Below are 26,274 nucleotides of genomic sequence, written 5' to 3' on the forward strand. Positions count from 1 at the left end.
GGTGAGCAAAGTTGAAGATTTTGCATATCGGCGAATATGTTGTTGGTGGAGTGGCGACATACATGAACGAAGTTGTCGCTTATCAACGAAATTATTTTGATGTTCATTTACTTTTAAGTGACTATAACTCGGCTTCTGATTTCGATTTAGAACCCGAACGCATTTGTCGGTATACCTATAAGCGTCATCCTAAATTTTTCTTCTCTGCCATGAAACAGATCTACCAAAACATACAAAGAATTCAACCGGACATTATCCATGTCCACAGTTCGTTTGCAGGCATGCTTGTAAGAGGTTTGTTTTTTATTACTCGGCGCAAAGCTAGCGTGATTTACTGCTCACACGGCTGGTCCTTTCTAATGGACACCAAGCAGTGGCTTAAAAAAGTTTATTTCATGATCGAGAAGATCCTCGAGTTCAAAACCGACTGTATCATTAATGTCTCGAAACGTGAATTGGAACAGTCCATTCGATTTGGGATGTCCCCTTTCAAATCTAAATTAGTCTACAGCGGAATTAGCGAGAGACAGAGGAATGTGTCACTCGATCATCGACATTCGGAATATCGGTCATCAGAAGAATCTTCAAGCATTCAGCTTTTATTCGTAGGTCGTTACGATTGGGCCAAAGGGTTGGACATCCTGTTGGATGTATTCCAACAGCATCAGCATTTACAGCAGCGGATTACATTAAGCGTAGTAGGTGAGCCTGTACTAGAAGATGATCATCATTTACATTTTTCGGATAATGTCATTCAAATAGGGTGGGTGAATCACGAGGAAATCGATGAATATTACCAGAAGTGTGATGCGGTTATTATGCCTTCCCGATGGGAGGGATTTGGTTTGACGGCTGTGGAGGCGATGAAGAATAAAAAACCCGTGATCGTCAGCAATCGTGGAGCATTGCCGGAATTGATAACACATGGAATGAATGGTTACGTCTTTGATATAGATCAGTCCGACGAGCTGCCCGATTTGCTGATGCAATTGGACAAAACCACTTTGGCGGAAATGGGAAACAAAGGTTATGAGATTTACAAAGAAAAATTCAGTTCTGTAAGAATGAATGAAGAAATAGTAAACATTTATTATGAAGTATCCAATATGCGGGGTAAAATTCCGGCTCCTACAACGAAGCATGCGAAATTTTCGGAGAGAATGGGAGAAGTGCATGATTAAAATATATATGAATGCCCGATTCTTGACCCAGACCGTTACAGGGGTACAGAGGTATGCCATAGAGCTCGTGAAAGAAATTGATAGGTTGATTGACCAAGGCGCTATTGACTCAAAGCAATATCAATTTCATCTTTTGTCACCTAACAACGTAATAACGAAACTTGAACTTAAACATATCAGTCATAGAGTTGTCGGTAAATTGAAAGGTCACCTGTGGGAACAGTTCGAACTTCCTTTCTATTCAAGAGGGGGAATGCTGATCAATATGTGTAATACGGGGCCTGCTTTCAAAAAAAACCAAATCGTCACCATTCATGATGCTGCCGTATTTAGCTCCCCGGAAGGTTTTTCCTTTGCCTTTCGTAATTGGTACAAATTTTTGTTGGCACGTTTGGGGAAGTCCTCAAAGAAAATAATTACGGTATCTCATTTCTCCAAAAAAGAATTGATCCTCAATTGCAAAATAGAGGAGGAGAAGATTGCAGTGACTTATTTGGGGATTGATCACATCCATCGTATACAGGCGGCACATGGAATTATAGAGAAATATCAATTACACAGTCCGTATATTTTAGCGGTGTGCGCAATGAATCCCAATAAAAATTTTAAAATGATTTTTGATGTAGTGCCTGAACTTGAAGGCCATGATTTAAAGGTTGTTATTGTAGGGTCTAAAAATAGCAGAGTGTTCGGAGAGCAAGATACGCCTCATTTCGATTCCGTACATTGGCTGGGGTATGTATCCGATGAAGAATTACTTGCTTTATACGAGCATGCTGCCGGTTTTATTTTCCCTTCGCTGTACGAAGGCTTTGGTTTGCCCCCGCTCGAAGCAATGGCGCTCGGATGTCCCGTCGTTGTATCTTCCCGCGCTTCCATTCCTGAGATATGCGGCGATGCTGGATTATATTTTAATCCCCTTGATCCTAAGGAGGCTGCCGCACGTTTGATCGAGGTTACATCAAACTCGGAACTAGGTCAAAGATTGTCCGATAAGGGCAGGGAGCATTCGGCGTTCTTTACTTGGAACAAATGCGCCAAAGATACCGTCAACATTATCATGAATGCGGTATGAGCAGGTTGGCTGCGTTCTTTCGAGGGAGATGACGAATATGAACAAAGTATTTGTAGCGATTGATTTTCCTCCTGAAAAAGGCGGAATTCACGATTATGCTTACGGGCTTATTTCACAGATGCCTGCGGAAGAGACCACGGTTCTGACCAATAAAATAAAGGATTCGGCACAATCAAGCCAGTTTGACCAAAGTGAAGGATTCGAGATTATCCGCAAGCGCATTTTCTGGAATTCGAATAAGGTGCTCTTGCTTATATCCCAGCTGATCTTATTGATACAGTTAATCCTGCTAAGATGGCGCAAAAAAACGAATGAAATTCATTTCATTAATGTGTTTCCGGTAGGAATTGCTGGTCCAATTATGAAAACCTGTTTTGGTGTAAAGTACTTCACTTACGTTCATGGTCTGGACGTTATGGGAATGCGCGGCAGCAGGTTTTTTCCTCTGTTGATGACTATATTGCGGCGTTCCGACAAGGTTATTGCCAACAGTCAATATACACGCTCTAGACTTGTGGAGCTAGGCATCAGAGAAGAACAGATTGTGATTATTCCGCCAGGCTTGAATATTGGGAAGCTGAAGGGAGCCGTTGGCCACGAGGTAAACGTCAGGAGTAAGTATGGTCTGCAGGATAACAAGGTCATGATTACCGTTTCCAGATTGGTTGAACGTAAAGGTCACGACATTACGCTTCGTGCCGTTCGTCAAGTCGTGAAGCGAATTCCGGATCTGAAGTACGTTATCTGTGGGGAAGGACCTTACCGTAGTGAACTGGAACGTTTGGTCCAGCAATACGAACTGGAGGATGTTGTTGTTTTTACAGGGGGGATCCCTGACCATGAGCTTCGTCAATTATACCAATGTTCCGATCTGTTTATCATGCCCAGTCGTGATATTAAGGAAAAGGGTGACGTTGAGGGGTTTGGCATTGTGTTTCTGGAGGCTAACTATTACCGGTTGCCGGTCATTGGCGGCAATAGCGGAGGGATTCCGGACGCTGTCAGGGACTCTGTTACCGGTTATCTGGTTGATCCTTTGAATGAAAAGGAAATTGCGGATCGAATCGAACAATTGGTGATGGATGAAGATCTTGCAAGGACGCTTGGGGATAACGGATATGATTGGGTTATCAATCATTGCCTCTGGTCGCATCGAGGCCAGCTGCTAAGGCAATTGGCTTAAACGCAAAATATTGCAAATTTCGGGGTGAGGACATGAGGGCGTCAGTAGCCATATGTACGCATAACAGAGGGAATGACACCATGCAGGCTGTGGATAGTGTCTTGAGAGGAGACACGGAACAGAGTGAATTTGAAATTTTGGTCATAGATAATCGTTCTACAGATAATACCAAGGAATTGTTTGATTCCATGCAATTTCCTTCGAATGTAAGATATATTTTCGAACCCCAATTAGGATTGTCTTATGCAAGGAACAGGGCAATTGAAGAAGCGAAAGGTGAATTTATCCTGTTTTTGGACGATGATGCTCTTGCTTTTCCATCCTGGATCGATGAAGTCCTAAAAATATTCGATAAGGATCCTGCGATCGGTTGCGTTGGCGGAAAGATCATCCCTCTTTGGGAAGGAGGCAAGCCGGACTGGATACCGGACGATATCGTGAGTTTGTATACGGTTATGGATTTTTCAGATCATGTAGTAGAGATGCAGGCTCCACATATCCCGTTTGGCGCGAACGTATCGTTCCGGAAAAACATATTCGAGAAGATCCAGCCGTTTCGAGTGGATTTGGGACGCGTAGGAACTAACTTGATGTCAAGTGAAGAGAGCGAACTGATTAGCCGTGTCCGATTAGAGCACAAAATTTATTACAGTCCGTTTGCGGTCGTAGAACATAAAATTTCTAAAAGTCGATTGAACAAACGCTGGCTGTTAAGACGGATGTATTGGCAGGGAATCAGTGACGCAACGCGGTACAGAAAAAGTGCGTGGGGAATCTTCAAACATGTGATAAGAATTGCACAGGCACTGGTGCTTATGTTGCTTTCGGTGAACAATGTAAAAAAAGTAACTAGCCAAATGGTCAAAATTTCTTATCGCAATGGCACGATCGTGGGTTCATTTCGGAAAAGCAAAGGGATGAACGCCTGATGAGCCTAGTCGCTGCAAAGTCCCCAAGATCGAACAGCATGCTCCAAACGATTCTCATGACCAGTTTTGCGAACATTGCCATTATGGCTGTAACGACGCTTACTTCCATCCTGACCGCTCGCATGTTCGGAGCTGCGGGGAAGGGGGAACTGGCCGCCGTGCTGTTCTGGCCGGCGTTTTTGTCTGGTATTGCGGCATTCGGGCTGCCGACATCGTTGATTTATAACGTGAAGAAGAACCAAAATCAGCTCTCAACCTATATTGGCATGAGCTTTGCAGTTCAGCTGCCGATCAGTCTGATCATCGGAATCGTCAGCTGGATCGGAGTCTCTTCATGGTTAACCGGATATTCGGATTCGGTAGTATCTTTAGCGAAATGGTATACGGTTCTTATGGTTCCTGTTCTGCTTTTGACAGGTGTCTTGGCCGCAGCCGCCCAAGGCACGGAACGATTCCATGTATACAATTTGTCGAGGCTGCTCGTTCCTTTGATCAATCTTCTGGGGCTGGTAGCCTTGTGGATCGCAGGAACGCTGACCGTAGAGCGGGCCATTATTGTCAGTCTGGCATCTTCGTTTCTTGTACTTGCGGTCTACATGTATATGATGAGAAGCCAAATCCTCGACTCGGCTGGCCAATTCATGCACCGATTCAAGGCTTGCGTGCACTTGTTCAGTTACGGCATTCGGGTGTATGGCGTTGAATTGCTAGGTACGCTCTATACCCAATTCGACAAGATCATCATTGTAGCATTGCTTACTCCACGCGATTTTGGCCTGTATTCCGTCGTGTATGCTCTTTCGAGAATGTTTAATGTCGTACAAAATGCGATAACCAACGTGATCTTTCCGAAAGTGGCAGGCATGGAAAAAGAACGGGTATTGCTGCTGGTCGGCAGAGCTTTTCGAATCAGCATGGTGCTGATGACGATTATAGTATTGCCAAGCATGTTTATTGGTCGTTTTTTTATTGGTCTCCTGTTTGGGCCGGAATTTTTGCAGGCCAGCGGCGTCTTCTACTTGCTTTCACTTGAATGCATCGTAGGCGGAGGTTCATGGATTTTGGCCTCGGCGTTTAATGCGCTTGGGAGGCCAGGGGTCATCGTGCTGAGACAGGTTATTGCGCTATCCGTGACGATTGCGCTATTTTTTGTGCTTACGCCCACGTTTGGCTTGCTGGGGATTGCAATTGCCTTGCTCGTCGGCTCATTTGTTCGTATCCTGATGTCCCTGATATCGATCTCCATTCTGTTCAAGCTGCCCTTGCATAGCATGATCTATGATTCCAAGGATATCCCGTTCTTGAAACAAACCTTCAGAGAGAAAAATCCATTCAAAGGAGCTCGGAAAGATGCCAAACGTGCAACGGACTCATCCCATGGATGAGCTGAAACAACGGCTTTCACAGCTTTTGGAGGCGATCCCTCCAAAATCAAAGATCTTTTATTTGGACTATCCGGTCTATAGCAATGGCGGGGACCTGCTAATTATGAAGGGGGCGTTGGCTTTTTTTAAAAGCAATGACATCCAAGTCACAGATTCGTATAGCGTACACGATTTTCACGAAGATGTCAGGATCCCCGAAGACCATATCATTGTGATGAGCGGAGGAGGGAATTTCGGCGATTTATATGATTCGCACCAAAGACTCAGGGAACTTGTAGTCCAAAAGTATCCAAGAAATAAAATCGTCATATTGCCCCAAACGATTTTCTACAAGGATGTAGCCAACCTGCAAAAGACCGCAGAACTATTCAATCGGCACAGTAATCTGTATGTATATACTCGGGATGAATCTTCTTATAAGCTGGCGACCACATATTTCACCCGCGCTCACGTAGGGCTTCTTCCGGATATGGCGCATCAATTATGGAAGATTCAGACCCCGATCACCGCGAAAAAGGCGAAACTGAACTTCTTGAGAACCGATATTGAAACCAACGCAGAACAGTCGGATATCGTTGTCCAAGGCGACACTGTAGATTGGGCATCATTGTATAACAGATACGAGAAAAAGATGATATTTTTGATGGCGAACGCTCTCCGTAAACGAAGAGCAAGAAAGCTGCTGCAGTTTGCTTGGAACGTGTACAGCGACTACCTGGTACGCAAGGCTGTTCGGCTCTTCGCCCAATACGAAATGATTCATACCTCCCGGTTGCATGGACATATTTTGTCCTGCCTGATGGCAAAGTCAAATATCTTGATAGATAATTCGTATGGAAAGAATTCAGGCTACTACCAGCTATGGACACATGAGGTGAACACGGCGAATATGGCCGGCTCCGCCAAAGGCAATATGTCCTTGGATCATGGATACAAAGAAACCGTCACGGTTTAAAAAAAGGGATAAAATAAGGAGTGAAGTGACTACGTTATGAGAATCGTACTTCTTTCCGGCGGGTCCGGCAAACGGTTATGGCCGTTGTCCAATGACACACGCTCCAAACAATTTCTGAAAGTGCTGGAAGGCCCCAATGGGCAGGCCGAATCGATGGTTCAGCGTGTATGGAGACAGCTGCAGCATACCGGGTTAAGCGAATCGGCCACTATTGCAACAAGCAAACCTCAGGTTGAGATTTTACGCAGCCAATTGGGAGAGGAAGTGGACCTCGTTGTAGAACCGGAGCGCAGAGACACCTTCCCGGCTATTGCATTGGCAGCCGTGTATCTGTATTCGGTCAAGGGTGTCAGCCTGAATGAGACTGTGGCTGTACTTCCGGTAGACCCCTATGTGGAAGAGACCTTTTTTCATAAAGTGACCGAACTTGAGTCCATACTAAACCAATCCGAAGCGGAACTGGCTTTGATCGGCGTCAAACCGACATATCCTTCCGAAAAGTATGGGTATATCATTCCCGGCCCCAAAGAAGTGGAGAATGAGCATGCTCCATATACGAAAGTATTGCGTTTCCAGGAGAAACCCCGCGAAGCCGAAGCGGCAGAGATGATTCAACAATCTGCGCTTTGGAATTGCGGGGTTTTTGCATTCAACCTGAATTACCTGATCAATCTCCTGATTTCCCTTGAACTACCCATCCAGTACGAGGAGATGCTCAAGCAATATGACAGGCTGGAAAAAATCAGCTTTGATTACCAGGTTGTCGAGAAATCCGGTCACATTGTGGTCACCCCATACGATGGGTACTGGAAGGACCTCGGCACATGGAACACACTGACGGACGAAATGAGCACCAATATTGTTGGGCCGGGCGTCATGACCGGAAATTCGATCAACACTCATCTCATCAATGAATTGAATATCCCCGTATGCGTGCTTGGCGTATCCAATCTCATTGTGGCAACGAGCCCGGATGGCATTCTTGTCAGCGAGAAAGAGGCCAGCCCCCAGGTCAAAGAGGTATTGAAAGACCGCAATGACCGGCCCATGTACGAGGAGCGCCGCTGGGGTTGTTACCGGGTGCTGGACTATACGCGAAATGCGGACGGCGATGAGGTGTTGACGAAACGCATCGTGATCGGTGCCGGCAAAAATTTGTCCTATCAGTATCATTTGAAACGGAATGAAGTGTGGACAGTTGTGTCGGGTCAGGGAGAATTCATACTTGACGGCGACCTGATGAAAATTTCCCAGGGGGACAATATCGTCATCCCGTTAGGGTGCATGCATAGCGTAAAAGCTGTAACCGAGCTTGAAATCATTGAAGTGCAGATGGGCAGCGAATTGGTGGAAGAAGACATTGTCCGCATCGAGACGGAATGGGCTGAAATTATCCAAAATTGCGTGAACTGGGGGAGAAGAAGATGAACATAGCGGTGATTGGAACGGGATATGTCGGTCTTGTGTCAGGAGTATGCTTTTCGGAAATCGGCAACAAGGTCATCTGCGTGGACAACAATCAAGCCAAGGTTGATATGCTCAATGACGGCGGCGTGCCGATCTACGAGCCAGGTCTTCAAGAACTGATGCAATCCAACATGAAAGCAGGCCGATTATCCTTTACGTCGGATATTGCCGAAGCCATGGACCAATCCGATATCATTTTTATTGCGGTAGGCACGCCTCCCCTGCCAAATGGAGAAGCCAATCTGAGTTTTGTTGAGCAGGTGGCGCTGGAAATCGGATCCCACATGAAAAATTATAAAATCGTGGTGACCAAAAGCACCGTCCCCGTCGGCACGAATGATCGCGTGAAAGACTTGATCAGCAGCATCAGCGGTCAACCTTTTGACGTGGCTTCGGTCCCTGAGTTTTTGCGGGAGGGGTCGGCCGTAAAGGATACGCTGCATCCGGATCGCATCGTGATCGGAACGGACAGCGATCGGGTCATCAAAACGCTCAAAAAGCTTCATCGTCCGTTAACGGACAATATCATCATCACGGACATCCGCTCTGCCGAAATGATCAAATACGCATCCAATGCTTTCCTGGCAACCAAAATTTCGTTCATTAATGAAATTTCGAATATTTGCGAAAAAGTAGGCGCTGACGTCACTCGCGTGGCCGAAGGCATGGGGTATGACAAACGGATCGGATCCGCCTTCCTGAAGGCGGGAATCGGCTATGGTGGTTCATGCTTTCCCAAAGATACCCAAGCCCTGATCCAGATTGCGGACATGGTTGATTACGATTTCCGCTTGTTGAAGTCCGTCGTGCAAGTCAACCAGGACCAACGCTTTCAAGTCATTCGCAAACTGGAAGAGGCTGCCGGGTCGCTCCAAGGTAAAACGATTGGCATTTGGGGACTTGCATTCAAACCGGACACGGACGATGTGCGGGAGGCGCCGGCAATCGATATCATCAACTATCTTCATGATGCCGGGGCAGTCATCAAAGTGTATGATCCGATCGCGATGCCTAACTTCCGCAAAGAAGTCGAAATTGCTTCGATTCAGTGGTGCGAAGATGCTTTGCAGGCAGCGAGGGATACGGATGCGTTGTGCGTGTTGACCGAATGGAAGGAATTTTCCAAAGTTGATTTGCAGGACCTGGTCCATGTGATGAAAGAACCCATTATGATTGATGGACGCAATCTGTATGGCCCGGAACAAATTCTGGCATCAGACCTGCAATATTATTCGGTTGGCCGTCCGGGGCTGGTCCGCATTCAAGGAAAAACAGCGGCAATCATTTAACGAGTTCATCCACAATCGAGTATGAGCGAGGGCAAACTTATGAAAAAGTGGCTAAAAATCACCATATGGACGTTTTCCCTATTGATTCTGGGCACGGCGGGGTATGGCATCTACCTGTATCAGTCCGTTAAGTCCACCGCTGAGCAAATCTATGAACCGCGCAATCCGGTCAAGCCGGTATCCATTACAGATAAAGGTGGAGGCCTTCCGGTAGATCTAAACAGCAAGGAGCCGTTCAACGCGCTGATTCTTGGGGTAGATGAGAGACCCAATGATTCGGGACGATCCGATACAATCATTGTATTAAGCGTCAACCCGGCCAAACACAAGGCGCTTTTGTTCAATATTCCGAGAGACACCAGAACGGAGATTGTCGGACATGGCACAGAGGACAAAATCAATCATGCGTATGCGTTCGGTGGAGTGGACATGTCGATTCGAACCATCGAACAATTTTTGGGCATTCCGATCCATTATTACATGAAAGTGGATATGGAAGGGTTTGCTCGGATTATCGACCTGGTGGGTGGGGTCGACGTGAATAATCCATTTGCTTTTGATTATGACGGGATGCGCTATGAGAAGGGGAATATCCATTTGGACGGTTCGGCTGCCCTCGGTTACTCAAGAATGCGTTATGATGATCCAAAAGGAGACCTTGGGCGCAATGAAAGGCAGCGCGAAGTGTTGAAAAGCGTGTTTCAAAATTCGCTGCAGGTTTCAAGCGTCATGAATTTGCATTCGGTGCTCGAAGAGTTGGGAACCCATGTCAGAACCGACCTGACATTTGATGAAATGAAAGAGCTTTTGTTCGAATATCGCAGTGATTTGGGAACGATCGACACGGTTGAAATTCAAGGCAAGGGCGAAAAAATAGACGGCATTTATTACTATATCGTGGACCAGGCCGAACGGGACCGGATTCGTGGAATTCTTGAGGAATACGCAGAAAAATAACGTGCAGAGGGCTAATGAAAGTGGTGATACCCATCATTGCAGAGGAGGGTGCTCGCAAAAAAAGAAGGCGAGTCAAAAGCAACGGTTACAAGCGCCGGAGAACGTTCGGTTATATTCTGTGGTTATTGTTTATCCTGGGCTGGATCATGCTGATCTGGTCCTTCTCCATGCAAACCTATCAACAGCAGAGCATTCAGCCTTGGTTGCACAGCTGGGCAGAACATTTGCGGTTGAAAATATCGTTTCCGGACATTGCCTTCCATTACGGTGATCGTTCTTACTCTTTAAGGCAGCAGCCCTACGAATTTGTCGAATTTATGTTCCGGAAGACTGCGCATCTGTTCGTGTATGCTGTCCTGGGGATATTGGTCTATGCGAGCTTGCGTTACAGGAACGTGCATTGGGCCAAATGTGCAATGATCTCATTGATCGTCGTTGCAGCCATTGCAGGCACGGATGAGTACATACAGCAGTTTTCCAAGGATCGAACTTCATCTGTTCGCGACGTTGGAGTGGACCTTCTTGGGGGCGCAGCCGGCATTTTGATCTGGGTGGGGGGCAGGTCCCTTTTTAGGAAAAAGCGGCAATAGGCTTCGATCGTTTGTCCTGAAGCAACGATGATTTCCCAGGAAATGCGCACAATGCTCCTTCTACTTGTCCTTCATTCATCATAAGTATGAATGAAGTAGATAAGGGGGAGCCTGCATGCTGCGAAAAAGAAACCGGATGATGCTGCTTCAGAAGATCGGTTTTATTGCCGTTGTAGTCGTGTTGATCTGGCTGATCGGCCGAACGCTTCCAGCTCTTTTCAAGGCAGCTGCACCGGAAGAGGCAGTAGCTCTCGTTCAACAATTTTATGAATATGAACAGGCTGGGGATTTCGGCAGCTCGTGGGAGCTGTTTCATCCGTTGATGAAGGAGCGTTTCTCCAAAAGCGCTTACTTGCAATCCAGAGCGCACATCTTTATGCAGCATTTTGGAGTGGAAACCTTCGATTTGGAGGTGGGGAAGCCTGAACGCCAGTTTGACGTTGTTATTGTCGGCGGAGCCGAACCTTTCGATGAAGCTTATCGGGTGAAGGCTACTATGAAGTATGAAGGGACTTTTGGCCAGTTCAGCATTGACCAGAATTGTTACGCAGTGAAAGACGGAGATGAGTGGACGATGCTTTGGTATTATCCGCAAAAAGAGGCTGAACGTGAGGGGAACGGATAATCGCTTGTTGTAAGGATGGATCATCTTCAAAAAAAGCAATTGATATGCATCTATATATTGCATCATAATGTAACATTTTTCTCTCCTGAAAGCTCCATAAATGCGAGACTTTGGTCGCATTTATGGAGCTTTTTTTGTGTTTTATTTGCCTTTTATGCCTGCAAGCCCTTGACAATAGTTCGTATGTCCAGTAAATTACGACTTAGATACAAAATGTATCAAATTTCTGCGCCTAACGACAAAAAACTGGGACGTTCATAAGCTCATGCGAGGGGAAGGAATTTCATTGATCGAATCGAGCCGCTTTTACTGTGTCAGCTGTGGGATCATTGTGTCGGTTGCTGGAGGCTTCGTCGAAATGAAAGAAAAAGGCTGCAGGAGGGATCAGGTTTTTCGCACCGGCTTCTACCGAAGTGAAATGCCGCTTGGATGCTGCGAAACCTGCCTGAATCACGGGAAAAGTCAAGGGATCAACCAATTCTCAGGACAATATGACAAAAATTATGATACACTGGATTCATATGAAAAGCGGGCTTGAGAGACCAAGCCCGTGAAATAGGGAGGTATGACATGCAGCAGGAGCCGGTAGTGCGCATACAGGGCGTCAGCAAAATCATCTCTTCCCGAACGTTGGTGAGCGACCTGACCTTGGATATTCCTCCAGGCCAGGTTTTTGGCTTTTTGGGCCCCAATGGTGCGGGGAAGACAACGACCATTCGCATGATGGTTGGATTGATGTCCATTAGCAAGGGAGATATTTTCATCTCCGGGCATAGCGTTAAGGATGAATTCGAGAAGGCTGTGGCCAACGTGGGAGCCATTGTGGAAAATCCGGAAATGTACAAGTTTCTGAGCGGATATCATAACTTGGTGCATTTTGCGCGAATGTCCCCGGGAGTTACGAAAGAAAGAATTGATGAAGCCGTTGCGCGTGTAGGGCTCACTGCCCGCATCCACGACCGCGTCAAAACGTACTCCCTGGGCATGCGTCAGCGTCTTGGGGTTGCACAGGCCATCCTGCATAGACCCAAGCTGCTCATTCTGGACGAGCCGACCAACGGACTGGATCCGCAGGGAATTCGCGAATTAAGGGATTATTTGCGGCAGCTCAGCCGTGAAGAGGGTACGACCGTCTTTGTTTCCAGCCATTTGCTGTCCGAAATGGAGCTGATGTGTGACACGGTAGCCATTATTCAGAATGGCAAATTGGTCGACGTAAGAAACCTCAGAGCAGAAGCGGAAGCCGACGCCATGGCAGAGATTGCGTTCGAGGTCGATGATGTGCAGCGGGCCGTCATGCTGGTGGACGGAGCTGTCGTTCAAGGACAGGCGCTCGTTGTCCGTCTGACACGGGAACAGATCCCGGCCCTGAATGCGAAATTGGTCGGGGAAGGCATTCACGTTTACGGCATTCGTCATGTGGCGGCAACGCTTGAGGATCAATTTTTGCAAGTAACCGGAGGTGGGGGCATTGGGTAACTTCGGAAATCTGGTGATGAACGAAAACATGAAAATCTATCGCCGTGCCCGCACATGGATCATGCTGTCCATTCTGGCGGCATTGGCATTGTTCATGCCCGTCCTGTTCAAGGAAGGCATCGGCGCAGAGAACATGTCTGCCTTGGAAGCGGCGCTGACGACCGTTCAGTTGTTGTTTTTCCTGAATACAATCTTCTCGGTTGTGATCGCCGCGGAGACGGTTGCCGGTGAATTTACGTGGGGCACGATTAAACTGCTGCTCATTCGTCCATGGTCGCGAAGCAAGATTCTGGCATCCAAATACGTTAGCGTGATCGCGTTCAGCGTGCTCAGCACATTGATCCTGATTTTGCTGACGCTGGGCATGTCGTTCATTCTCTTTGGCGGCGGAGGCAATGTGACAGCGGGGGATGCTTGGGCGATGTGGGGATATCAATATGTGGACCTGTTCATTACTCTGGCCATCGCTTTCATGGTTTCTTCGGTATTCCGTTCCGGCGCGCTTGCGATCGGGCTATCGCTATTCATTATGTTCACGCAGGGCATTTTCTCGCTGATCTTTAGCCCGGAGCGTTACGGCTGGGCCAAGTACATTCTGTTCAACAATATGGACCTTAGCAGATACATGACGGATTCCTCGGAACTGAGCTTGTTTGGCGGCGGATCTTCAGGCATGACACTCGGATTTTCCGTAACGGTCCTCGCTGTATATTACATCGTATTCATGGTTATATCGTGGGTCGTATTCACAAGAAGAGATGTGGCAGGCACATAAGCCTGCCTCTTTTTTTTGCCTTTTTTTGCGATTTTGCCGACGGAAGCGGAACGCCTGCTATGTGGCATGGCCCGGATTTTGGGGTACATAGGTAGTACGCGTACATAAAAAAAGCGGATGACCGCCGATGGCCTCTCGGCCGGGCAGCATATGGAGGGAGTGAACCCGTTGATCAATCACAAATTTTATCGGATTTGCTCGGCAATCCTGCTGCTGCTGCTCATCGTATATTTGGGGGATAAAGTAAGCTTCATCTTTCGTCCCCTGACGTCACTGCTGCACATCGTGATCGTACCGCTGCTCGTAGCGGGTTTTTTCTATTATTTGCTCCGTCCGCTGGTGGATTTCATGGAAAATCACAATATCAAGCGTTCCATCGCGGTGCTGCTCATTTATACCGCCATCGCCCTCGTATTGGGTGGTTTCAGCGTGCTCGTTTGGCCTTCGCTGAGGGAGCAGCTTTGGAATTTCGTTGAAGATACGCCTTCGCTGGTAACCTCGCTAAGCAACCAATTGGGGGAACTGAAGAACAACCGTTTCTTGTCCGCATACCTTCCCGACGACGGCGAGATATTGGCTAAAATTTCGGATTACCTCAGCGAGGGAATCACGCAAGTGTCTGATTACGTCTCGGGGTTGTTTACGGTAGTATCCAACGTGGTCATCGTGCTCGCGACGTTTCCGATCATGCTGTATTACATGTTGAAGGAAGGCAGCAAATTCGGGACGAACCTGACGATGCTGCTGCCAAGGGCCTATCGCAAGGACGGGGAAGAGGCCATTCATGAAATTGACGAGGCGCTGAGCGGTTATATCGTGGGCCGCGTTATCGTCAACGTGGCGTTAGGCATTCTGATGTACATCGGGTTTGTCATCATCGGCCTGCCCTATGCGCTGCTGTTGACCGTAGTATCCGTTATCCTGAACTTCATCCCGTACGTTGGGGCGCTGCTTGCAGCGGTGCCCGTTGTGATCGTAGGGTTCATCGAATCGCCTTCGATGGCGATCTGGTCGCTCGTGATCATCGTGGTCGCCCAGCAAATCCAGGATAATCTTATCTCGCCTTATGTCTATGGGAAACAGTTGGATATTCACCCGCTTACAACGGTCATTCTGTTACTGGTAGGCGCCGATCTGTGGAACATTCTGGGCATGATCATCATTATCCCGCTCTACATGATCCTCAAGATCATACTCAGGAAGCTGCAGCAGCGGGTGGTGGAAGAACGGGCGGAGCATCCCAGCTGAGGAAAGAAAGGCACAGCAAAAGAGCAATCCCTCAAGGGACTGCTCTTTTGCTTGCCCTGCAAGGGCATGGCGCGGATTATGCTTCCGCGTGTTCATCGTTGGTATATCCGGGAAGCGTGATCGCTTCTTTCGGAACAACCGCAACTTTATAGAAGCGATTTTTATCCTTTTCCAGCAGGACAAAGGTCAAATTCTCGAATTCGTATTCTTCCTGCTCGTCCATTTCCGGGCGATGACTGTAAAGCCAGCCGCCGATCGTGTCCCATTCATCGGCATCCAGGTTCGACATGAACATGTCATTGACCTTGGACAAGGACACCTTGCCGTCCAGGATCACATAGTTCTCGTTAATGATTTGAATATCCTCGACTTCATCCGCATCGAATTCGTCACGGATCTCGCCGACGATCTGTTCAAGCACGTCCTCAATCGTTACGATCCCCGAGGTGCCGCCATATTCGTCGACCAGGACGGCGATGTGCACGCCGTCTTTTTGCATTTTTTTCAACAGGTCCTTGACCGGTGTTGTTTCATGCACGGCCGACACGGGCTGAATCAGGGAAGACAGATCGACGGGGGCATCGTTGCCATACAATTCCAGGAAAAATTGCTTCGTATTGATGATCCCGATGATATCGTCCTTGCTCTCGTTCACGACGGGAAAACGTGTATATTGTTCCTGGCGAATGATATCCAGGTTTTCTTCGTTTGTTTTATTCAAATAAAGGCAGACCATGTCTGTTCGGGGTACCATGATTTCTTTGGCCAGCATTTCATCAAAAGCGAAGATCCGGCTCACGTAACCAAATTCGCTTTGATTGATTTTGCCGCTTTCGAAGCTTTCGTTAATAATAATCTGCAATTCTTCCTCCGAGTGTGCTTCTTCATGCTCGGAAGCGGGTTTGATGCCGAATAGCTTGACCAGTTGATTCGCGGAGCCGTTCAACAGCCAGATAAAAGGATACATAATTCGGTTGAACCAGATGATAGGTCCCGAAGTCAGCAGCGCAACGGTTTCGGCTTTGCGGATGGCAATCGTTTTAGGAGCAAGCTCACCTACCACGACATGCAGGTAAGTGATCGTTACGAACGCGATCACGAACGACAGAAATCCTGCAATGGCTTCAGGGATGCGCATCGCTTCGAACAATGGATGAAGGAGGCTTTCTACCGTCGGCTCACCCAGCCAACCGAGTCCCAGCGACGTAATCGTAATGCCGAGCTGGCACGCGGACAAGTAACCGTCCAGGTTGGCAACAGCCTGTTTGACGGCCATGGCTCGTTTGTTTCCTTCCGCAATCATTTGGTCGATCCGGCTTGAGCGGACGCGAACCAATGCAAATTCCACTGCGACGAAAAATGCCGAAAACCCTATCAAAATCGCAACCAATACTAAATTTAACGCATACCTCTCACTGTCCATTCACTACTCTTCTCCTTTGAAGTAATAAGTTTTAACGAATATTATATCGAATTGCGAGGCAAAAGACCACTTTTTGGGTCACATTTATATGTATGGGACAACACAGTCATAACAGACATCCCGGCGTTTCCATTCCAGCGTGATGGTGCTGCGGGCGGTTTGGACCGCGGTTTTCTTGTCCAAAATGCTGTTATGGGTAAAACCGTTATGGGGTAACCATGATTACCTCCGGGAAATGTTGTCAAAGCTAGGGGAATTGAACGTTGGGCAGGCAGGATGCTCGTCGCCGAGGGGGAGGTTATATGTTCTGGTTGGTCATTATTTTACTCATATTCATATTTCAAGCTGCAACGATCTTGCTGCTGGAGTTTCGTAATCCGGCCAAGGCGGTCGCCTGGTTGTTTATTTTGTTTTGCGTGCCCTTGATCGGATTCATCGTGTATTATTTCGTGGCCCAGGATTACAGAAAACGCAAAAAACTGCGCAGGGGCGGCTCGCGCATTTTTCGGGCAATCCGGGGAAGGTTATGGACCCAGGCTGCCATCGTTGAAAGGATCGACCAGATGCCTGAGGGCCGGTTTCAGAACCAGCAGCGGTTGTTCAATTTGTTGACCCGGCTCTCGGAAAGTCCGATTACCGGCTGCAACCGGAGCCGGGTGTTGACCAATGGGCAAGAGACGTATGCTGCCATGCTCAGCGAGATGGAAAAAGCGCGGCATCACTTGCACGTGGAGTTTTATATTTTTCGGGATGACGTCATCGGGGCCCAATTCCAGAACGTCATGATCCGCAAGGCTCGCGAAGGCGTGAAGGTGCGGTTCATCTGCGACGGTCTCGGAAGCCATGCCCTTAGTCGGGACTTTTCCGAAAAGCTGCGGCAAGCCGGGGTTGAATTTCACTTCTTCCTCCCGCCGATGATCGCCACGATCGATCGGAGCATCAACTATCGTAACCACAGGAAAATCGTCATCGTGGATGGCAAGGTGGGGTTCGTGGGCGGGATCAACGTGGGTGACGACTATTTAGGCCAGTATCCGAAAATGGGACATTGGCGGGACACGCACGTCCAGCTCGAAGGGGACGCCGTCTATTTTTTGCAGAATACGTTTTTGAATGACTGGAAGCTGGCCTCCGGCGAACAAATTGCCGAACCCGGGTTATCCGAGCTGTTCCCGCTGCATGATTGCCAAGGAAAGGAGCGCGTTCAAATATTGAGCAGCGGCCCGGACCAGAATTGGGATGCCATTCAGGAGATGTGTTTTAGCGCCATGTCGGTGGCATGCGACCGCATTTACCTCACAACCCCCTATTTTATTCCCGACCCTGCGCTATTCGAGGCCCTTAAAACGGCCGCCGTCAGCGGGGTGGATGTGCGCATTCTCATTCCTTACCAATCGGATTCCTTGCTGGTTCACCTGGCCTCGCTTTCCTACGTGGAGGAACTGCTTCTTGCCGGGGTACGGTTTTTCCAATACCGCAAAGGATTCGTGCATGCCAAAGTAATGATCGTGGACGATTTGCTGGCTACCGTCGGCACGGCCAATATCGACATGCGCAGTTTTTTTTGCAACTTTGAACTGATGGCGGTGTTGTTCGATGCGGAGCCGATAACCCGGTTATTGGAGGATTTTAAGCAGGATCTAAGCGAAAGCAGTGAAATCGAGATCAAGGCCTTTGTACGGCGTTCTTGGCGACAAAAAGGGATGGAAATGCTGTCTCGGATGCTTTCTCCGCTGCTTTAGCCGTTTTAGACCTGATTTCACGAGATAAATTCACTTTTTGTGAATTTATCTCTTTTTTTCTAACTATTTTGCTCAAATTTGATCTTTTATGATATAATGGTGATAACAAATGATGTCTTGGCGAAGGAGGGGGAGTCTGAATGATAGCAGGCTCCCTTTTGCTCTTTTTTGGCAATTGCCATCGGAATTAAGACATTTTGAATCCATTTCATATAGCTTTTAGTTGCTCTTCAGGGTGCGTATAAAGTCCAACCCATTTGTTGTTTTATATGTAGACCCCCCGTGCAGTAGTTAAATGATTTATGAAATGGATTCACATACTGACCAAATGGGGGGGAAAGCATGTCCAATGTAACAGTTAAAGAAATTACATCCAAGCCGGACCGCAGCGTGAAAGGCTCTGTGTTCACATTGAAGCTTCTGCAGCGGATTGTCATGATTCTCATTGGTGCGGTGCTAATGGCCGTCGCACTGGAAGTGTTCCTGGTGCCCAATGGCGTTATTGATGGAGGGGTTACGGGCATTTCCATCATGGTGTCGGAACTGACCGGCTTGCCACTCGGGATTTTCTTGACACTGCTTAACTTGCCGTTCCTGTTACTCGGATACAGACAAATCGGCAAAACGTTTGCCTTGTCCACGCTGCTGGGGATCGTGGCCATGTCAATCAGTACCACGTTATTGCACCATGTTCCCGCATTGACTCCGGGCGAGCCTTTACTTGGCGCCGTATTCGGCGGACTGATTCTTGGCGCCGGCGTCGGCCTGGTCATTCGTTCCGGCGGATCGCTGGACGGAACCGAGATCGTGGCCATTCTGCTCAGCGAGAAAACCCCGCTGTCCGTCGGACAGATCGTGCTGTTCATCAACATCTTTATTTTTGCGGCTGCAGGCTTCGTGTTTGGCTGGCCGAATGCGCTGTACTCCATGATCGCCTACTACATCGCAATGAAGCTGATCGATATCGTGAACGAAGGGTTGGAGCAATCCAAATCGGTTTGGATCATTAGTGAAAAATATCGCGAAATCGGTTCGGCCCTTACCGACCGCCTTGGTCGCGGAGTTACGTTCCTTGATGGAGAGGGCGGTTTTAGCGGCGATGAGAAGAAAATCATTTTTGTCGTCATCACCCGTCTGGAGGAAGCAAAGATGAAATCCATCGTTGAGGATTGGGATCCGCATGCGTTCGTAGCCATCGGCAACATTCATGACGTGAAAGGCGGACGCTTCAAGAAAAAGGGAATTCATTAGCGGTTATGTCCGCGTACATCGATAAAATAGCCGATATCTGCACATATGCAGGTATCGGCTATTTGGATTGGAGGTGCTTCAGTATCAGTTCTACCGGCTGAGGATCGATTGCGGCGATCAAATCGCCGGTCTTCTGCAGGCGTTCCAGAATATTGAGCAAATGAAAAGCTTTGACGGACACGTTACTGCGAACCTCATCCCAGGTCAATGGCGTGGACACGGTCCCTTCGGGCTTGGAACGGGGCGTATATGGGGCTGCCAGCGTTTTTCCGCCATAATGCTGCAGGTAATCGAAATAAATCCGATCTCCGCGATCCTTTTTGAGTCGCTCCAGCGTGAATAGGTCGGGATGCTTCTGGGTGACGTATTTCCCGACGAAGTGGCCGATCATCCGAAGCTGATCAAACGTCACTCCTTTCCGAATGGGCACGATGATCTGTACCCCTGTGGCACCGGACGTTTTGGCCACAGATTGCAGTCCGAGAGAGGAGAGGGTTTCGCCAACGATCAAGGCAGCCTCCATGATGCGAGGTTCTTCCTCCAGCGAAGGGTCCAGATCGATCATCCATTCGCACGGGAGCGTGCTGCCTACGGCATGTAATGAGGGGTGAAACTCCAATGCCGCGAGATTGCCAAGCCATAGCAGTTCGGGCAAACCGTTCATGACGACGTAACGGATGCCATCGTGCATTTCGGTATGCACAAACTCGGGCACCGGTTCGGGCACGTTTTTTTGATAAAAAAATTCACCGCCCGCACCGTGCGGATAACGAATGGTTGTAAGCAGGCGCTGTTTGGTATAGGGGAGCAGGAACGGGGCGAGGCCGGCCAGTTTTTGCAGGTACATCGCTTTGGTGATCCCCACTTCGGGCCACAAGGGTTTGTCGGGATTGGTAATGGTCAGTTCGACGCCTTCTACCGTAATTGTCCCTTTTATGGGTGAAGCCATATTCGTACCTCCTCAAAAGTCATGGGCGATTTGTCGATCCGTGCCATCTGCGGCCACTTACGTTTGGAGTTGATCCGCAGAGCATTCTTCCCGGGTGACCTCGGCGAATGCCTGGATGCTGGGATGTCTTAGCGTCCGATGGTGGGTCAGCTCCATATACTGCACCCTGACGCCAATCTGCGGCTGGATCCAGGTTGTTTCGGCGCTTCGTTCGGGTCTGTTGCTGAAGGGTCGTTCCTCCCTGACGAGCGGCGCCACTTGTCGGGTCAGATCGCGCCATGCTTCGGAATTCAACCTGCCGGTGCCGACATGACCGATATAGACGAAATGAGGGCCGTCATACACTCCGACGGCGACGGCATTGACGATGCCGTCCCTGTACGTAACCCCGCCGATCATGGCGTACAGGTCATGCATGATTTTTACTTTTTGCCAACGCGCGTCCTTGCCCTGTATGCCGTATGTGCTGCGCAGATCCTTACAAACGATGCCTTCCATCCGGTGTTTGCGCATGACGGCAAGCAGCGTGTCCGGATCGTCCGTATTCGCGACTTCCTGCACATGGGGGGAAGGGATCAGAACGTCGTGAAGCAATCGCTGCCGGTCCGCGAGCGGCTGGTCGGTTACCCACCGTCCGTTGCAGTACAAAATATCGAATACCATGTACGCGATCGGAAGCTGATGAACCATTTGGGAGATGACGTCCGGTTTGCTCATGCGATCGCGCCGCAATACGTGATAGAAGGAAGGAGTACCGTTTTCCGGATCAAGGGAAATCACTTCTCCGTCCAGAATATAGGTTTGTGCCGAACAAAGATTGCGCTTGACGGTCAATTCCGGATATTGCAGCGTTCGCTCATGCCTTCGACGGTTAAACAATTTCAAAGCGTCCCCATCCTCATAGGCCAGCATGCGGACGCCATCCCATTTGATCTGGGCGATCCAGTCGGGGCCGGTCGGGAGCTGCTCCTTCAATACGGGTTCAAATGGTATGATCGGGGGTAACATGGGGTGAGCCTCCTTTCGACACGGGCTGCCTTGCAAAAGATGCTTGAGCATTCGTTGCAGATATCAGCTTTTTCGCAAGCGTCTCCTAAACTGGTGAATCAGAAGCAGCAGCACAGGCAAAACAATGCCGCAGGTGATATCCCAATCGATCCAATACGGGATAATGTCTTTAAGATAGAACTCTTCGTCGGGAGCAACCAGGATGGACATGGAGACTGTCATTAAGGCTCCCGGCAAAATGAGGGGGCGATGGCTGGATATTCGAAACAGGGAAGACAGCCCCATAAGAAATCCATATAGGAACAGTATGCCTTTGAAAAATACGGCGATCATCCAGACAGAGGCGATGAATGCCTCGATTCGTTGCAGGAAGTTGCCGATGTTTATTTTGCGCGACAGATTGTAGGCGGGAAACCATTGATGCTCCGTCATAAAGGAACCCAAGACAAGCAAGCACATGGTCAACGTAAGAGTGAGCCACAATCCGCCAAAGATGCCGGCCAGAAGAACATCCTTTTTCAAATTCGCTCCCTGGTTGGCATAGGGGAACACCATCATGAAAATGCATAGCTGGCAGTAGGGGTAGGTCAATACGGCAAAGATTCCTTTCAAAGGGTCAAGCAAGCCATGAGCTAGGATTGGCGTAATATTGTTCAGATGGGCTTGAGGCAGTATACATACCGTCAAAATAAGCAAAAACAGCAGGACCAGCGGCAAAAAAAGCTCTGCACCTCGTCCTATGCATTCAATGCCACAGATTAGACCCCATGCAAGCGCACCGACAAAGAGCAGGTTTAAGGCAAAGAGCGGAGATTGGCGCATGATATTCGTAGTCATGAAATCGCCAAGTTCCCGCACAAAGGTGGAAGCGCCGATCAGGAAATAGAACAAATAAAAGCAGCTGACAACGGCGCCGAACCATGGACCAAGCTTTTGCAGCGCATGCTGTATCAGATTCAATTGCGGCTGCGTTGCATGGAGCAGCAGCATGATAGCGAGAATGCCGGTGCCACCTGCGACCCCGAGCAAGGCGGATAACCACGCATCTTCGTGCGCATACGACGTGATCATGGACGGAAACAAGAGAATTTGTTCTCCGATCGTGCACATGAATAGCAATGCAGCAAGCTGTCTTACCGTCAAACGCCCATTTTCAAGCATACGGCTTCTCCTTTGCGGGTATATCCGGTTATTCCTATATTCTTTGCCAAAGAGACCAATATTATGAGGCCAAGTTCATTTGACCGATGAAGAACGCTGCATGGCCGCGCTAAAAGGCCCGAACAGGATCTGCTCTTCAAATAGGAAGAGGCAATCCCGTTCGGGCCGTTATAGGTTTATGCGCTAGAGTCGAGGGCGGAGCCGAGTTGGCGGGCAATCATTTCAGTTTGCTGCTGTCAGGCGAATGCGAATGTTTTGCGGATCGACGGTCCACCAGATCGCCCCGTCCTGTTCCACGGAGGCCCCTTCCTGACGAAGATGCTGCACGGCCGCATCAAGCTCGGCCTTTCCGTCGTAAACGATCGTGAAGTAGTCGATGCCTGTTCCGTTTATCGGCGTGACGGGCGCTCCGACGCCCGCCCACGTGTTCAACCCAAGGTGATGATGGTATCCTCCTGCCGACACGAACAGTGCCGAGCCGCCGAAACCACTCGTAATATCGAACCCGAGCAATCCGATATAGAAAATGCCGGAATCCTGCAGGCTCCGCACGTGAAAATGCACGTGGCCGATCACTGTGCCCGCCGGAAGGCCCTTCCAAGGGAGATTTTCGGAAATGGCGAACAGGCCTTCCACGTCAACGGGGTCGGTTGCCATAATGTAGTTGTTTTTCTCATCCCGTTGCCACGTATCGCGAGGACGATCCGCGTAGATTTCAATCCCGTTGTTGTCCGGGTCGGAGATGTAAAGCGCTTCGCTGACCAGATGATCCCCTTGTCCGATCTCGATGCCATGGGCAGCAAGGTTGCGCAGAGCGAGACCGAGCGATTGACGGTCAGGCAGCAAAATGGCGAAATGATACAAGCCGGCAGAAGACCTCGGGCGGGTGATGCTTACGTCGGCAGGCTGCTCCAGCCGCAGCAGCGAGGTTTGGCCGTCAGCGGTCAATGTGGCGACACGGTCGTTCCGTTCCAGCAGCTTCAGCCCGACCACTTCGGTGTAAAACCGGATCGAACGGTCGAGATCGCTGATTCTGATGCTGACCTCGCCGAGTCGTGTCGATGCGGGAATTTGATAATCGGTTGTCATTGGGATACCTCCTCGGAATATAAATGATGCTTCATCAGCATTCATATGATTATGGATCAAAGTACGGTTGTTGAAAGGATGATGGATCGACGTTTATTCAGGGCGGATCTGCGAAGAAAGGCCTTGCGAATCCATTTTGCTGTAAATTGATAAATAAGTTACTTTTCATAAGTTAATATAAAATATAAATAAACTTTCGTCAATCCATATCTGATCCTAGCCATCCGGCAAAAACGACGAACGAAAAAAAAGCCGGCTCAATATGGCCGGATTGGCGAAAATGGACGAGATGCAAGTTAGGATATGGAAGGGCAGGGTGTGACGAGTTATGTTTTCGGTTTGGCTGCGCTTTTTTTGCGTTTGCCGGCAGCGGGCGTTGCCGCAGGTTCTTCGTTTCCGACGGCCGCTTGCGCAGCGGTTTTCTTTGGCGCCCGTTTCTTTGGTTTGGCTGTCGCGGTACCGGGATCGGCCGGGATCGGTTTGACGGCTTCGATGCTTGCCTGCAAAGCAGCCATCAAATCCATGACGTTGGCCTCCGGTTTGGCCGGAGCGATTTTGATTTCTTCGCCCGCAACCTTGTGATTGATCAGCTCCACCAGTTTATTGCGGTAGTCGTCCGTGTACTTTTCAGGCTCAAACGGGGTTGAAAGCTGTTCGATCAACAGTTTGGCCATCGTCAGTTCCTTCTCGTTGACATTCTGGTTCTCGGGCAGGCCCGGCACCTGGGAAACCGGGCGAATTTCATCCGGATAGAAGATGGTTTCCATGGAGAGGCAGTCCTCAAGCACGCGAATGGCCGCCAGGCTGCTCTTGGAGCGGATGGAAACCTTTGCAATGCCGATCTTGCCTGTGTCGTGCATGGCTTTCATCAAAAGCTGATAGGCATTGCCTCCAGCCTGATCGGGGGAAAGATAGTATGTTTTTTGAAAATAAATCGGATCGATTTCGGTGAGGTCTACGAAATCGATGATCGTGATCGTTCTGTTCGAGGCGTCATTCAAGGCCTCCAGCTCCTCTTTTTCGAACAGCACGAATTTTCCCTTTTCATATTCATAACCTTTGGTGATGTCCTCCCACTGGACTTCGACTTCACAGGATGGACATTTGCGGACATAAGCGAGCGGACTCCCGCAGACTTTATGAATGTAACGCATGGAGATGTCTTTGTCCTCGGTGGCCGAGAACATTTTGACAGGCACGTGCACGAGCCCGAAGCTGATGGCCCCTTTCCAGACGGTATGCATGGGACAGCCCCTTTCCGATAGAAACTTTTAATAGCAGTATGGGCATGTAAGGGCTTGATCATCCCTGCGGCGACGATTTTTGTATGCTTGGGCTGCATTCGGGGATGATAAGTGTGCATGCCGTAAGCTGTGCCTATGAAGACAAGGGAGGTGTCCTATGAATCAACGACGGGATGATGAACGTGCGCATAAATACGCCTTTACACCGTACCCGCTAGTAACTACAGATAGCGTTGCAGGAACCCAAGTGAACTGGGAGGCAGTGACGTCCACGGACGAACCGCTTGATCGCGAGTCCTACATGCTGGACATAGACCGGATGGTGAACGAAGGACTGGGCGGCGGCCAAGTTACGGAAGACAACGGTTATATCGGAGATAGCACGACGGACAGCATGACACCCGAACCCCATGATGTGGAAGGAGAGTACGATCCATTATGATGGATGCCAAACGAGCAAAAGCCATCTTCGACTCCAAAGATACCATTGCCGTGAGTTTGGATGGCGAGCCGGTCTGGATCGAACATGTGGATGAAGCGAACGGCATGGCGACCGTGCAGGTCGGCAGCGATCCGCTGAATACGCACACCGTTTCGGTTGATCGGTTGAAAGAGTAGACATCGGGCGACACATAAGCATACAATGATTTCAAGGGCCGGTGCCGTCAAGCACCGGTTCTTTGGCTTGGTCGGTCCTTCGGTGTTGCGGGGGAAGAAGGGGACCGATATAATAGTCTTCAAAGTGAACTCGGGCGGCTTGGACCGCCAAAGGTGGGGCGTATATTGAATCTGAAGCATGAGCAGTGGGTGTTCGAATCCCATGGCATTGCCGATACCGAAGCGCTCGCGTCCGCAATTGCAGGACAGGCAACCGCCGGAATGGTGATTGCGCTGGACGGCGACCTGGGCGCGGGCAAAACGGCGTTTTCGCAAAAATTCGCATGGCATCTCGGCGTGCAGGACGTGGTGAACAGTCCCACGTTTACGTTGATCAAGGAATACGAGGGCCGATTGCCCCTGTATCATATGGACGTGTACCGGATATCGCTGGAGGAAGCGGACGAGCTTGGACTGGACGAGTATTTCTACGGAAATGGCGTAAGCCTGGTGGAGTGGGCGAGCATCATTCCCGAACTGCTGCCGGAAGCGCACTTGCATATCCAGATCGAGACGACAGGTCCGGAAGACCGCAAAATTACGCTCGATGGATACGGCGAAACCTACGCTGCCCTGTGCAGGCAGTTCAGAGAGAATGGAGTGTTCAGTTAA

The 26,274-nt window shown here is 49.2% G+C and carries 26 protein-coding genes; 20 read left to right on the plus strand and 6 right to left on the minus strand.

Features of this window, described 5'->3' with window-relative positions; translation table 11 throughout:
• Nucleotides 1-11: 11 nt before the first annotated feature.
• The 15 genes from MKY59_RS06135 to MKY59_RS06205 all read left to right on the plus strand — a co-directional run bounded on the left by MKY59_RS06135 (nucleotide 12) and on the right by MKY59_RS06205 (nucleotide 15,138).
• On the plus strand, nucleotides 12-1,181 hold the full coding sequence (locus MKY59_RS06135) for a glycosyltransferase (protein ID WP_339276579.1): 1,170 nt from the start codon (nucleotides 12-14) through the stop codon (nucleotides 1,179-1,181).
• The gene (locus MKY59_RS06140) at nucleotides 1,174-2,256 is read left to right on the plus strand and encodes a glycosyltransferase family 1 protein (protein WP_339276581.1); all 1,083 of its coding nucleotides are present in this window, start codon (nucleotides 1,174-1,176) and stop codon (nucleotides 2,254-2,256) included. The genes MKY59_RS06135 and MKY59_RS06140 overlap by 8 nt, the downstream gene beginning before the upstream one ends.
• A gap of 37 nt (nucleotides 2,257-2,293) precedes the next feature.
• Nucleotides 2,294-3,439, plus strand: a complete 1,146-nt coding sequence (locus MKY59_RS06145) for a glycosyltransferase family 4 protein (RefSeq protein WP_339276583.1) — start codon at nucleotides 2,294-2,296, stop codon at nucleotides 3,437-3,439.
• A gap of 32 nt (nucleotides 3,440-3,471) precedes the next feature.
• Complete coding sequence (locus tag MKY59_RS06150) at nucleotides 3,472-4,368, plus strand: glycosyltransferase (protein WP_290371441.1); 897 nt, start codon at nucleotides 3,472-3,474, stop codon at nucleotides 4,366-4,368.
• Nucleotides 4,368-5,753, plus strand: coding sequence for an oligosaccharide flippase family protein (locus MKY59_RS06155; protein WP_339276587.1), 1,386 nt, complete (start codon nucleotides 4,368-4,370; stop codon nucleotides 5,751-5,753). The genes MKY59_RS06150 and MKY59_RS06155 overlap by 1 nt, the downstream gene beginning before the upstream one ends.
• Nucleotides 5,746-6,708, plus strand: a complete 963-nt coding sequence (locus MKY59_RS06160) for a polysaccharide pyruvyl transferase family protein (RefSeq protein WP_339276588.1) — start codon at nucleotides 5,746-5,748, stop codon at nucleotides 6,706-6,708. The genes MKY59_RS06155 and MKY59_RS06160 overlap by 8 nt, the downstream gene beginning before the upstream one ends.
• Before the next feature lie 36 nt (nucleotides 6,709-6,744).
• Nucleotides 6,745-8,136, plus strand: a complete 1,392-nt coding sequence (locus tag MKY59_RS06165) for a sugar phosphate nucleotidyltransferase (protein WP_236415221.1) — start codon at nucleotides 6,745-6,747, stop codon at nucleotides 8,134-8,136.
• Nucleotides 8,133-9,464: a UDP-glucose/GDP-mannose dehydrogenase family protein gene (locus MKY59_RS06170; RefSeq protein ID WP_339276589.1), complete on the plus strand. Its 1,332-nt coding sequence runs from the start codon at nucleotides 8,133-8,135 to the stop codon at nucleotides 9,462-9,464. Before MKY59_RS06165 ends, MKY59_RS06170 begins: the two co-directional genes overlap by 4 nt.
• A gap of 39 nt (nucleotides 9,465-9,503) precedes the next feature.
• Complete coding sequence (locus MKY59_RS06175; protein ID WP_339276590.1) at nucleotides 9,504-10,421, plus strand: LCP family protein; 918 nt, start codon at nucleotides 9,504-9,506, stop codon at nucleotides 10,419-10,421.
• 14 nt (nucleotides 10,422-10,435) lie between these two features.
• Nucleotides 10,436-11,011 (plus strand): VanZ family protein, encoded by a 576-nt coding sequence (locus MKY59_RS06180; protein ID WP_339276592.1) that lies wholly within the window; start codon nucleotides 10,436-10,438, stop codon nucleotides 11,009-11,011.
• A 115-nt stretch (nucleotides 11,012-11,126) separates the two neighbouring features.
• Complete coding sequence (locus MKY59_RS06185; protein WP_339276594.1) at nucleotides 11,127-11,636, plus strand: hypothetical protein; 510 nt, start codon at nucleotides 11,127-11,129, stop codon at nucleotides 11,634-11,636.
• Nucleotides 11,637-11,994: 358 nt separating this feature from the next.
• Nucleotides 11,995-12,174 (plus strand): hypothetical protein, encoded by a 180-nt coding sequence (locus tag MKY59_RS06190; protein ID WP_236415212.1) that lies wholly within the window; start codon nucleotides 11,995-11,997, stop codon nucleotides 12,172-12,174.
• A gap of 32 nt (nucleotides 12,175-12,206) precedes the next feature.
• The gene (locus MKY59_RS06195) at nucleotides 12,207-13,115 is read left to right on the plus strand and encodes an ABC transporter ATP-binding protein (protein ID WP_339276596.1); all 909 of its coding nucleotides are present in this window, start codon (nucleotides 12,207-12,209) and stop codon (nucleotides 13,113-13,115) included.
• Nucleotides 13,108-13,890 carry an ABC transporter permease gene (locus MKY59_RS06200; RefSeq protein WP_339276597.1) on the plus strand — a complete coding sequence of 261 codons (783 nt, stop codon included), beginning with the start codon at nucleotides 13,108-13,110 and terminating at the stop codon, nucleotides 13,888-13,890. The genes MKY59_RS06195 and MKY59_RS06200 overlap by 8 nt, the downstream gene beginning before the upstream one ends.
• A 168-nt stretch (nucleotides 13,891-14,058) precedes the next feature.
• Nucleotides 14,059-15,138 carry an AI-2E family transporter gene (locus MKY59_RS06205; protein ID WP_339276598.1) on the plus strand — a complete coding sequence of 360 codons (1,080 nt, stop codon included), beginning with the start codon at nucleotides 14,059-14,061 and terminating at the stop codon, nucleotides 15,136-15,138.
• Nucleotides 15,139-15,214: 76 nt separating this feature from the next.
• Here the strand turns inward: MKY59_RS06205 and MKY59_RS06210 are convergent, their stop codons facing one another.
• The gene (locus MKY59_RS06210) at nucleotides 15,215-16,561 is read right to left on the minus strand and encodes a hemolysin family protein (RefSeq protein WP_339276599.1); all 1,347 of its coding nucleotides are present in this window, start codon (nucleotides 16,559-16,561) and stop codon (nucleotides 15,215-15,217) included.
• A gap of 302 nt (nucleotides 16,562-16,863) precedes the next feature.
• On the opposite strand from MKY59_RS06210, the gene cls reads away from it, so the two are divergent.
• Both cls and MKY59_RS06220 read left to right on the plus strand, forming a co-directional pair.
• Nucleotides 16,864-18,303: a cardiolipin synthase gene (cls, locus tag MKY59_RS06215; RefSeq protein WP_339276600.1), complete on the plus strand. Its 1,440-nt coding sequence runs from the start codon at nucleotides 16,864-16,866 to the stop codon at nucleotides 18,301-18,303.
• 342 nt (nucleotides 18,304-18,645) lie between these two features.
• Nucleotides 18,646-19,554: a YitT family protein gene (locus tag MKY59_RS06220; RefSeq protein WP_236415201.1), complete on the plus strand. Its 909-nt coding sequence runs from the start codon at nucleotides 18,646-18,648 to the stop codon at nucleotides 19,552-19,554.
• Between the two features lie 58 nt (nucleotides 19,555-19,612).
• Here MKY59_RS06220 and ligD read toward each other — a convergent pair whose 3' ends face one another.
• From ligD to MKY59_RS06245, 5 genes are all read right to left on the minus strand, one after another.
• Nucleotides 19,613-20,503, minus strand: coding sequence for a non-homologous end-joining DNA ligase (gene ligD, locus MKY59_RS06225; RefSeq protein ID WP_236415200.1), 891 nt, complete (start codon nucleotides 20,501-20,503; stop codon nucleotides 19,613-19,615).
• Between the two features lie 57 nt (nucleotides 20,504-20,560).
• Complete coding sequence (locus MKY59_RS06230) at nucleotides 20,561-21,511, minus strand: DNA ligase (protein ID WP_339276602.1); 951 nt, start codon at nucleotides 21,509-21,511, stop codon at nucleotides 20,561-20,563.
• Between the two features lie 63 nt (nucleotides 21,512-21,574).
• Nucleotides 21,575-22,672: an endospore germination permease gene (locus MKY59_RS06235; protein ID WP_236415198.1), complete on the minus strand. Its 1,098-nt coding sequence runs from the start codon at nucleotides 22,670-22,672 to the stop codon at nucleotides 21,575-21,577.
• A 222-nt stretch (nucleotides 22,673-22,894) separates the two neighbouring features.
• The gene (locus MKY59_RS06240) at nucleotides 22,895-23,761 is read right to left on the minus strand and encodes a VOC family protein (RefSeq protein ID WP_236415197.1); all 867 of its coding nucleotides are present in this window, start codon (nucleotides 23,759-23,761) and stop codon (nucleotides 22,895-22,897) included.
• Between the two features lie 326 nt (nucleotides 23,762-24,087).
• Nucleotides 24,088-25,005, minus strand: coding sequence for a Ku protein (locus tag MKY59_RS06245; RefSeq protein ID WP_236415196.1), 918 nt, complete (start codon nucleotides 25,003-25,005; stop codon nucleotides 24,088-24,090).
• 157 nt (nucleotides 25,006-25,162) lie between these two features.
• Here MKY59_RS06245 and MKY59_RS06250 point away from each other — a divergent pair, with 157 nt between their 5' ends.
• The 3 genes from MKY59_RS06250 to tsaE all read left to right on the plus strand — a co-directional run bounded on the left by MKY59_RS06250 (nucleotide 25,163) and on the right by tsaE (nucleotide 26,274).
• Nucleotides 25,163-25,447 (plus strand): hypothetical protein, encoded by a 285-nt coding sequence (locus tag MKY59_RS06250; protein ID WP_236415195.1) that lies wholly within the window; start codon nucleotides 25,163-25,165, stop codon nucleotides 25,445-25,447.
• Nucleotides 25,447-25,623 carry an H-type small acid-soluble spore protein gene (locus tag MKY59_RS06255; protein ID WP_236415401.1) on the plus strand — a complete coding sequence of 59 codons (177 nt, stop codon included), beginning with the start codon at nucleotides 25,447-25,449 and terminating at the stop codon, nucleotides 25,621-25,623. The genes MKY59_RS06250 and MKY59_RS06255 overlap by 1 nt, the downstream gene beginning before the upstream one ends.
• 165 nt (nucleotides 25,624-25,788) lie before the next feature.
• The gene (gene tsaE, locus MKY59_RS06260) at nucleotides 25,789-26,274 is read left to right on the plus strand and encodes a tRNA (adenosine(37)-N6)-threonylcarbamoyltransferase complex ATPase subunit type 1 TsaE (RefSeq protein ID WP_339276603.1); all 486 of its coding nucleotides are present in this window, start codon (nucleotides 25,789-25,791) and stop codon (nucleotides 26,272-26,274) included.

This window comes from Paenibacillus sp. FSL W8-0426 (genome assembly GCF_037969725.1).
In the GTDB taxonomy this organism is placed as follows: domain Bacteria; phylum Bacillota; class Bacilli; order Paenibacillales; family Paenibacillaceae; genus Paenibacillus; species Paenibacillus hubeiensis.

What these genes read in the sequence shown, in the direction of transcription:
- MKY59_RS06140 (WP_339276581.1), top strand. Translation starts at nt 1,174, where the DNA reads ATGATTAAAATATATATGAATGCCCGATTCTTGACCCAGACCGTTACA.
- MKY59_RS06145 (WP_339276583.1), top strand. Translation starts at nt 2,294, where the DNA reads ATGAACAAAGTATTTGTAGCGATTGATTTTCCTCCTGAAAAAGGCGGA.
- MKY59_RS06150 (WP_290371441.1), top strand. Translation starts at nt 3,472, where the DNA reads ATGAGGGCGTCAGTAGCCATATGTACGCATAACAGAGGGAATGACACC.
- MKY59_RS06155 (WP_339276587.1), top strand. Translation starts at nt 4,368, where the DNA reads ATGAGCCTAGTCGCTGCAAAGTCCCCAAGATCGAACAGCATGCTCCAA.
- MKY59_RS06160 (WP_339276588.1), top strand. Translation starts at nt 5,746, where the DNA reads ATGGATGAGCTGAAACAACGGCTTTCACAGCTTTTGGAGGCGATCCCT.
- MKY59_RS06165 (WP_236415221.1), top strand. Translation starts at nt 6,745, where the DNA reads ATGAGAATCGTACTTCTTTCCGGCGGGTCCGGCAAACGGTTATGGCCG.
- MKY59_RS06170 (WP_339276589.1), top strand. Translation starts at nt 8,133, where the DNA reads ATGAACATAGCGGTGATTGGAACGGGATATGTCGGTCTTGTGTCAGGA.
- MKY59_RS06175 (WP_339276590.1), top strand. Translation starts at nt 9,504, where the DNA reads ATGAAAAAGTGGCTAAAAATCACCATATGGACGTTTTCCCTATTGATT.
- MKY59_RS06180 (WP_339276592.1), top strand. Translation starts at nt 10,436, where the DNA reads ATGAAAGTGGTGATACCCATCATTGCAGAGGAGGGTGCTCGCAAAAAA.
- MKY59_RS06185 (WP_339276594.1), top strand. Translation starts at nt 11,127, where the DNA reads ATGCTGCGAAAAAGAAACCGGATGATGCTGCTTCAGAAGATCGGTTTT.
- MKY59_RS06190 (WP_236415212.1), top strand. Translation starts at nt 11,995, where the DNA reads ATGAAAGAAAAAGGCTGCAGGAGGGATCAGGTTTTTCGCACCGGCTTC.
- MKY59_RS06195 (WP_339276596.1), top strand. Translation starts at nt 12,207, where the DNA reads ATGCAGCAGGAGCCGGTAGTGCGCATACAGGGCGTCAGCAAAATCATC.
- MKY59_RS06210 (WP_339276599.1), bottom strand. Translation starts at nt 16,561, where the DNA reads ATGGACAGTGAGAGGTATGCGTTAAATTTAGTATTGGTTGCGATTTTG.
- cls (WP_339276600.1), top strand. Translation starts at nt 16,864, where the DNA reads ATGTTCTGGTTGGTCATTATTTTACTCATATTCATATTTCAAGCTGCA.
- MKY59_RS06220 (WP_236415201.1), top strand. Translation starts at nt 18,646, where the DNA reads ATGTCCAATGTAACAGTTAAAGAAATTACATCCAAGCCGGACCGCAGC.
- ligD (WP_236415200.1), bottom strand. Translation starts at nt 20,503, where the DNA reads ATGGCTTCACCCATAAAAGGGACAATTACGGTAGAAGGCGTCGAACTG.
- MKY59_RS06230 (WP_339276602.1), bottom strand. Translation starts at nt 21,511, where the DNA reads ATGTTACCCCCGATCATACCATTTGAACCCGTATTGAAGGAGCAGCTC.
- MKY59_RS06235 (WP_236415198.1), bottom strand. Translation starts at nt 22,672, where the DNA reads ATGCTTGAAAATGGGCGTTTGACGGTAAGACAGCTTGCTGCATTGCTA.
- MKY59_RS06240 (WP_236415197.1), bottom strand. Translation starts at nt 23,761, where the DNA reads ATGACAACCGATTATCAAATTCCCGCATCGACACGACTCGGCGAGGTC.
- MKY59_RS06245 (WP_236415196.1), bottom strand. Translation starts at nt 25,005, where the DNA reads ATGCATACCGTCTGGAAAGGGGCCATCAGCTTCGGGCTCGTGCACGTG.
- MKY59_RS06250 (WP_236415195.1), top strand. Translation starts at nt 25,163, where the DNA reads ATGAATCAACGACGGGATGATGAACGTGCGCATAAATACGCCTTTACA.
- MKY59_RS06255 (WP_236415401.1), top strand. Translation starts at nt 25,447, where the DNA reads ATGGATGCCAAACGAGCAAAAGCCATCTTCGACTCCAAAGATACCATT.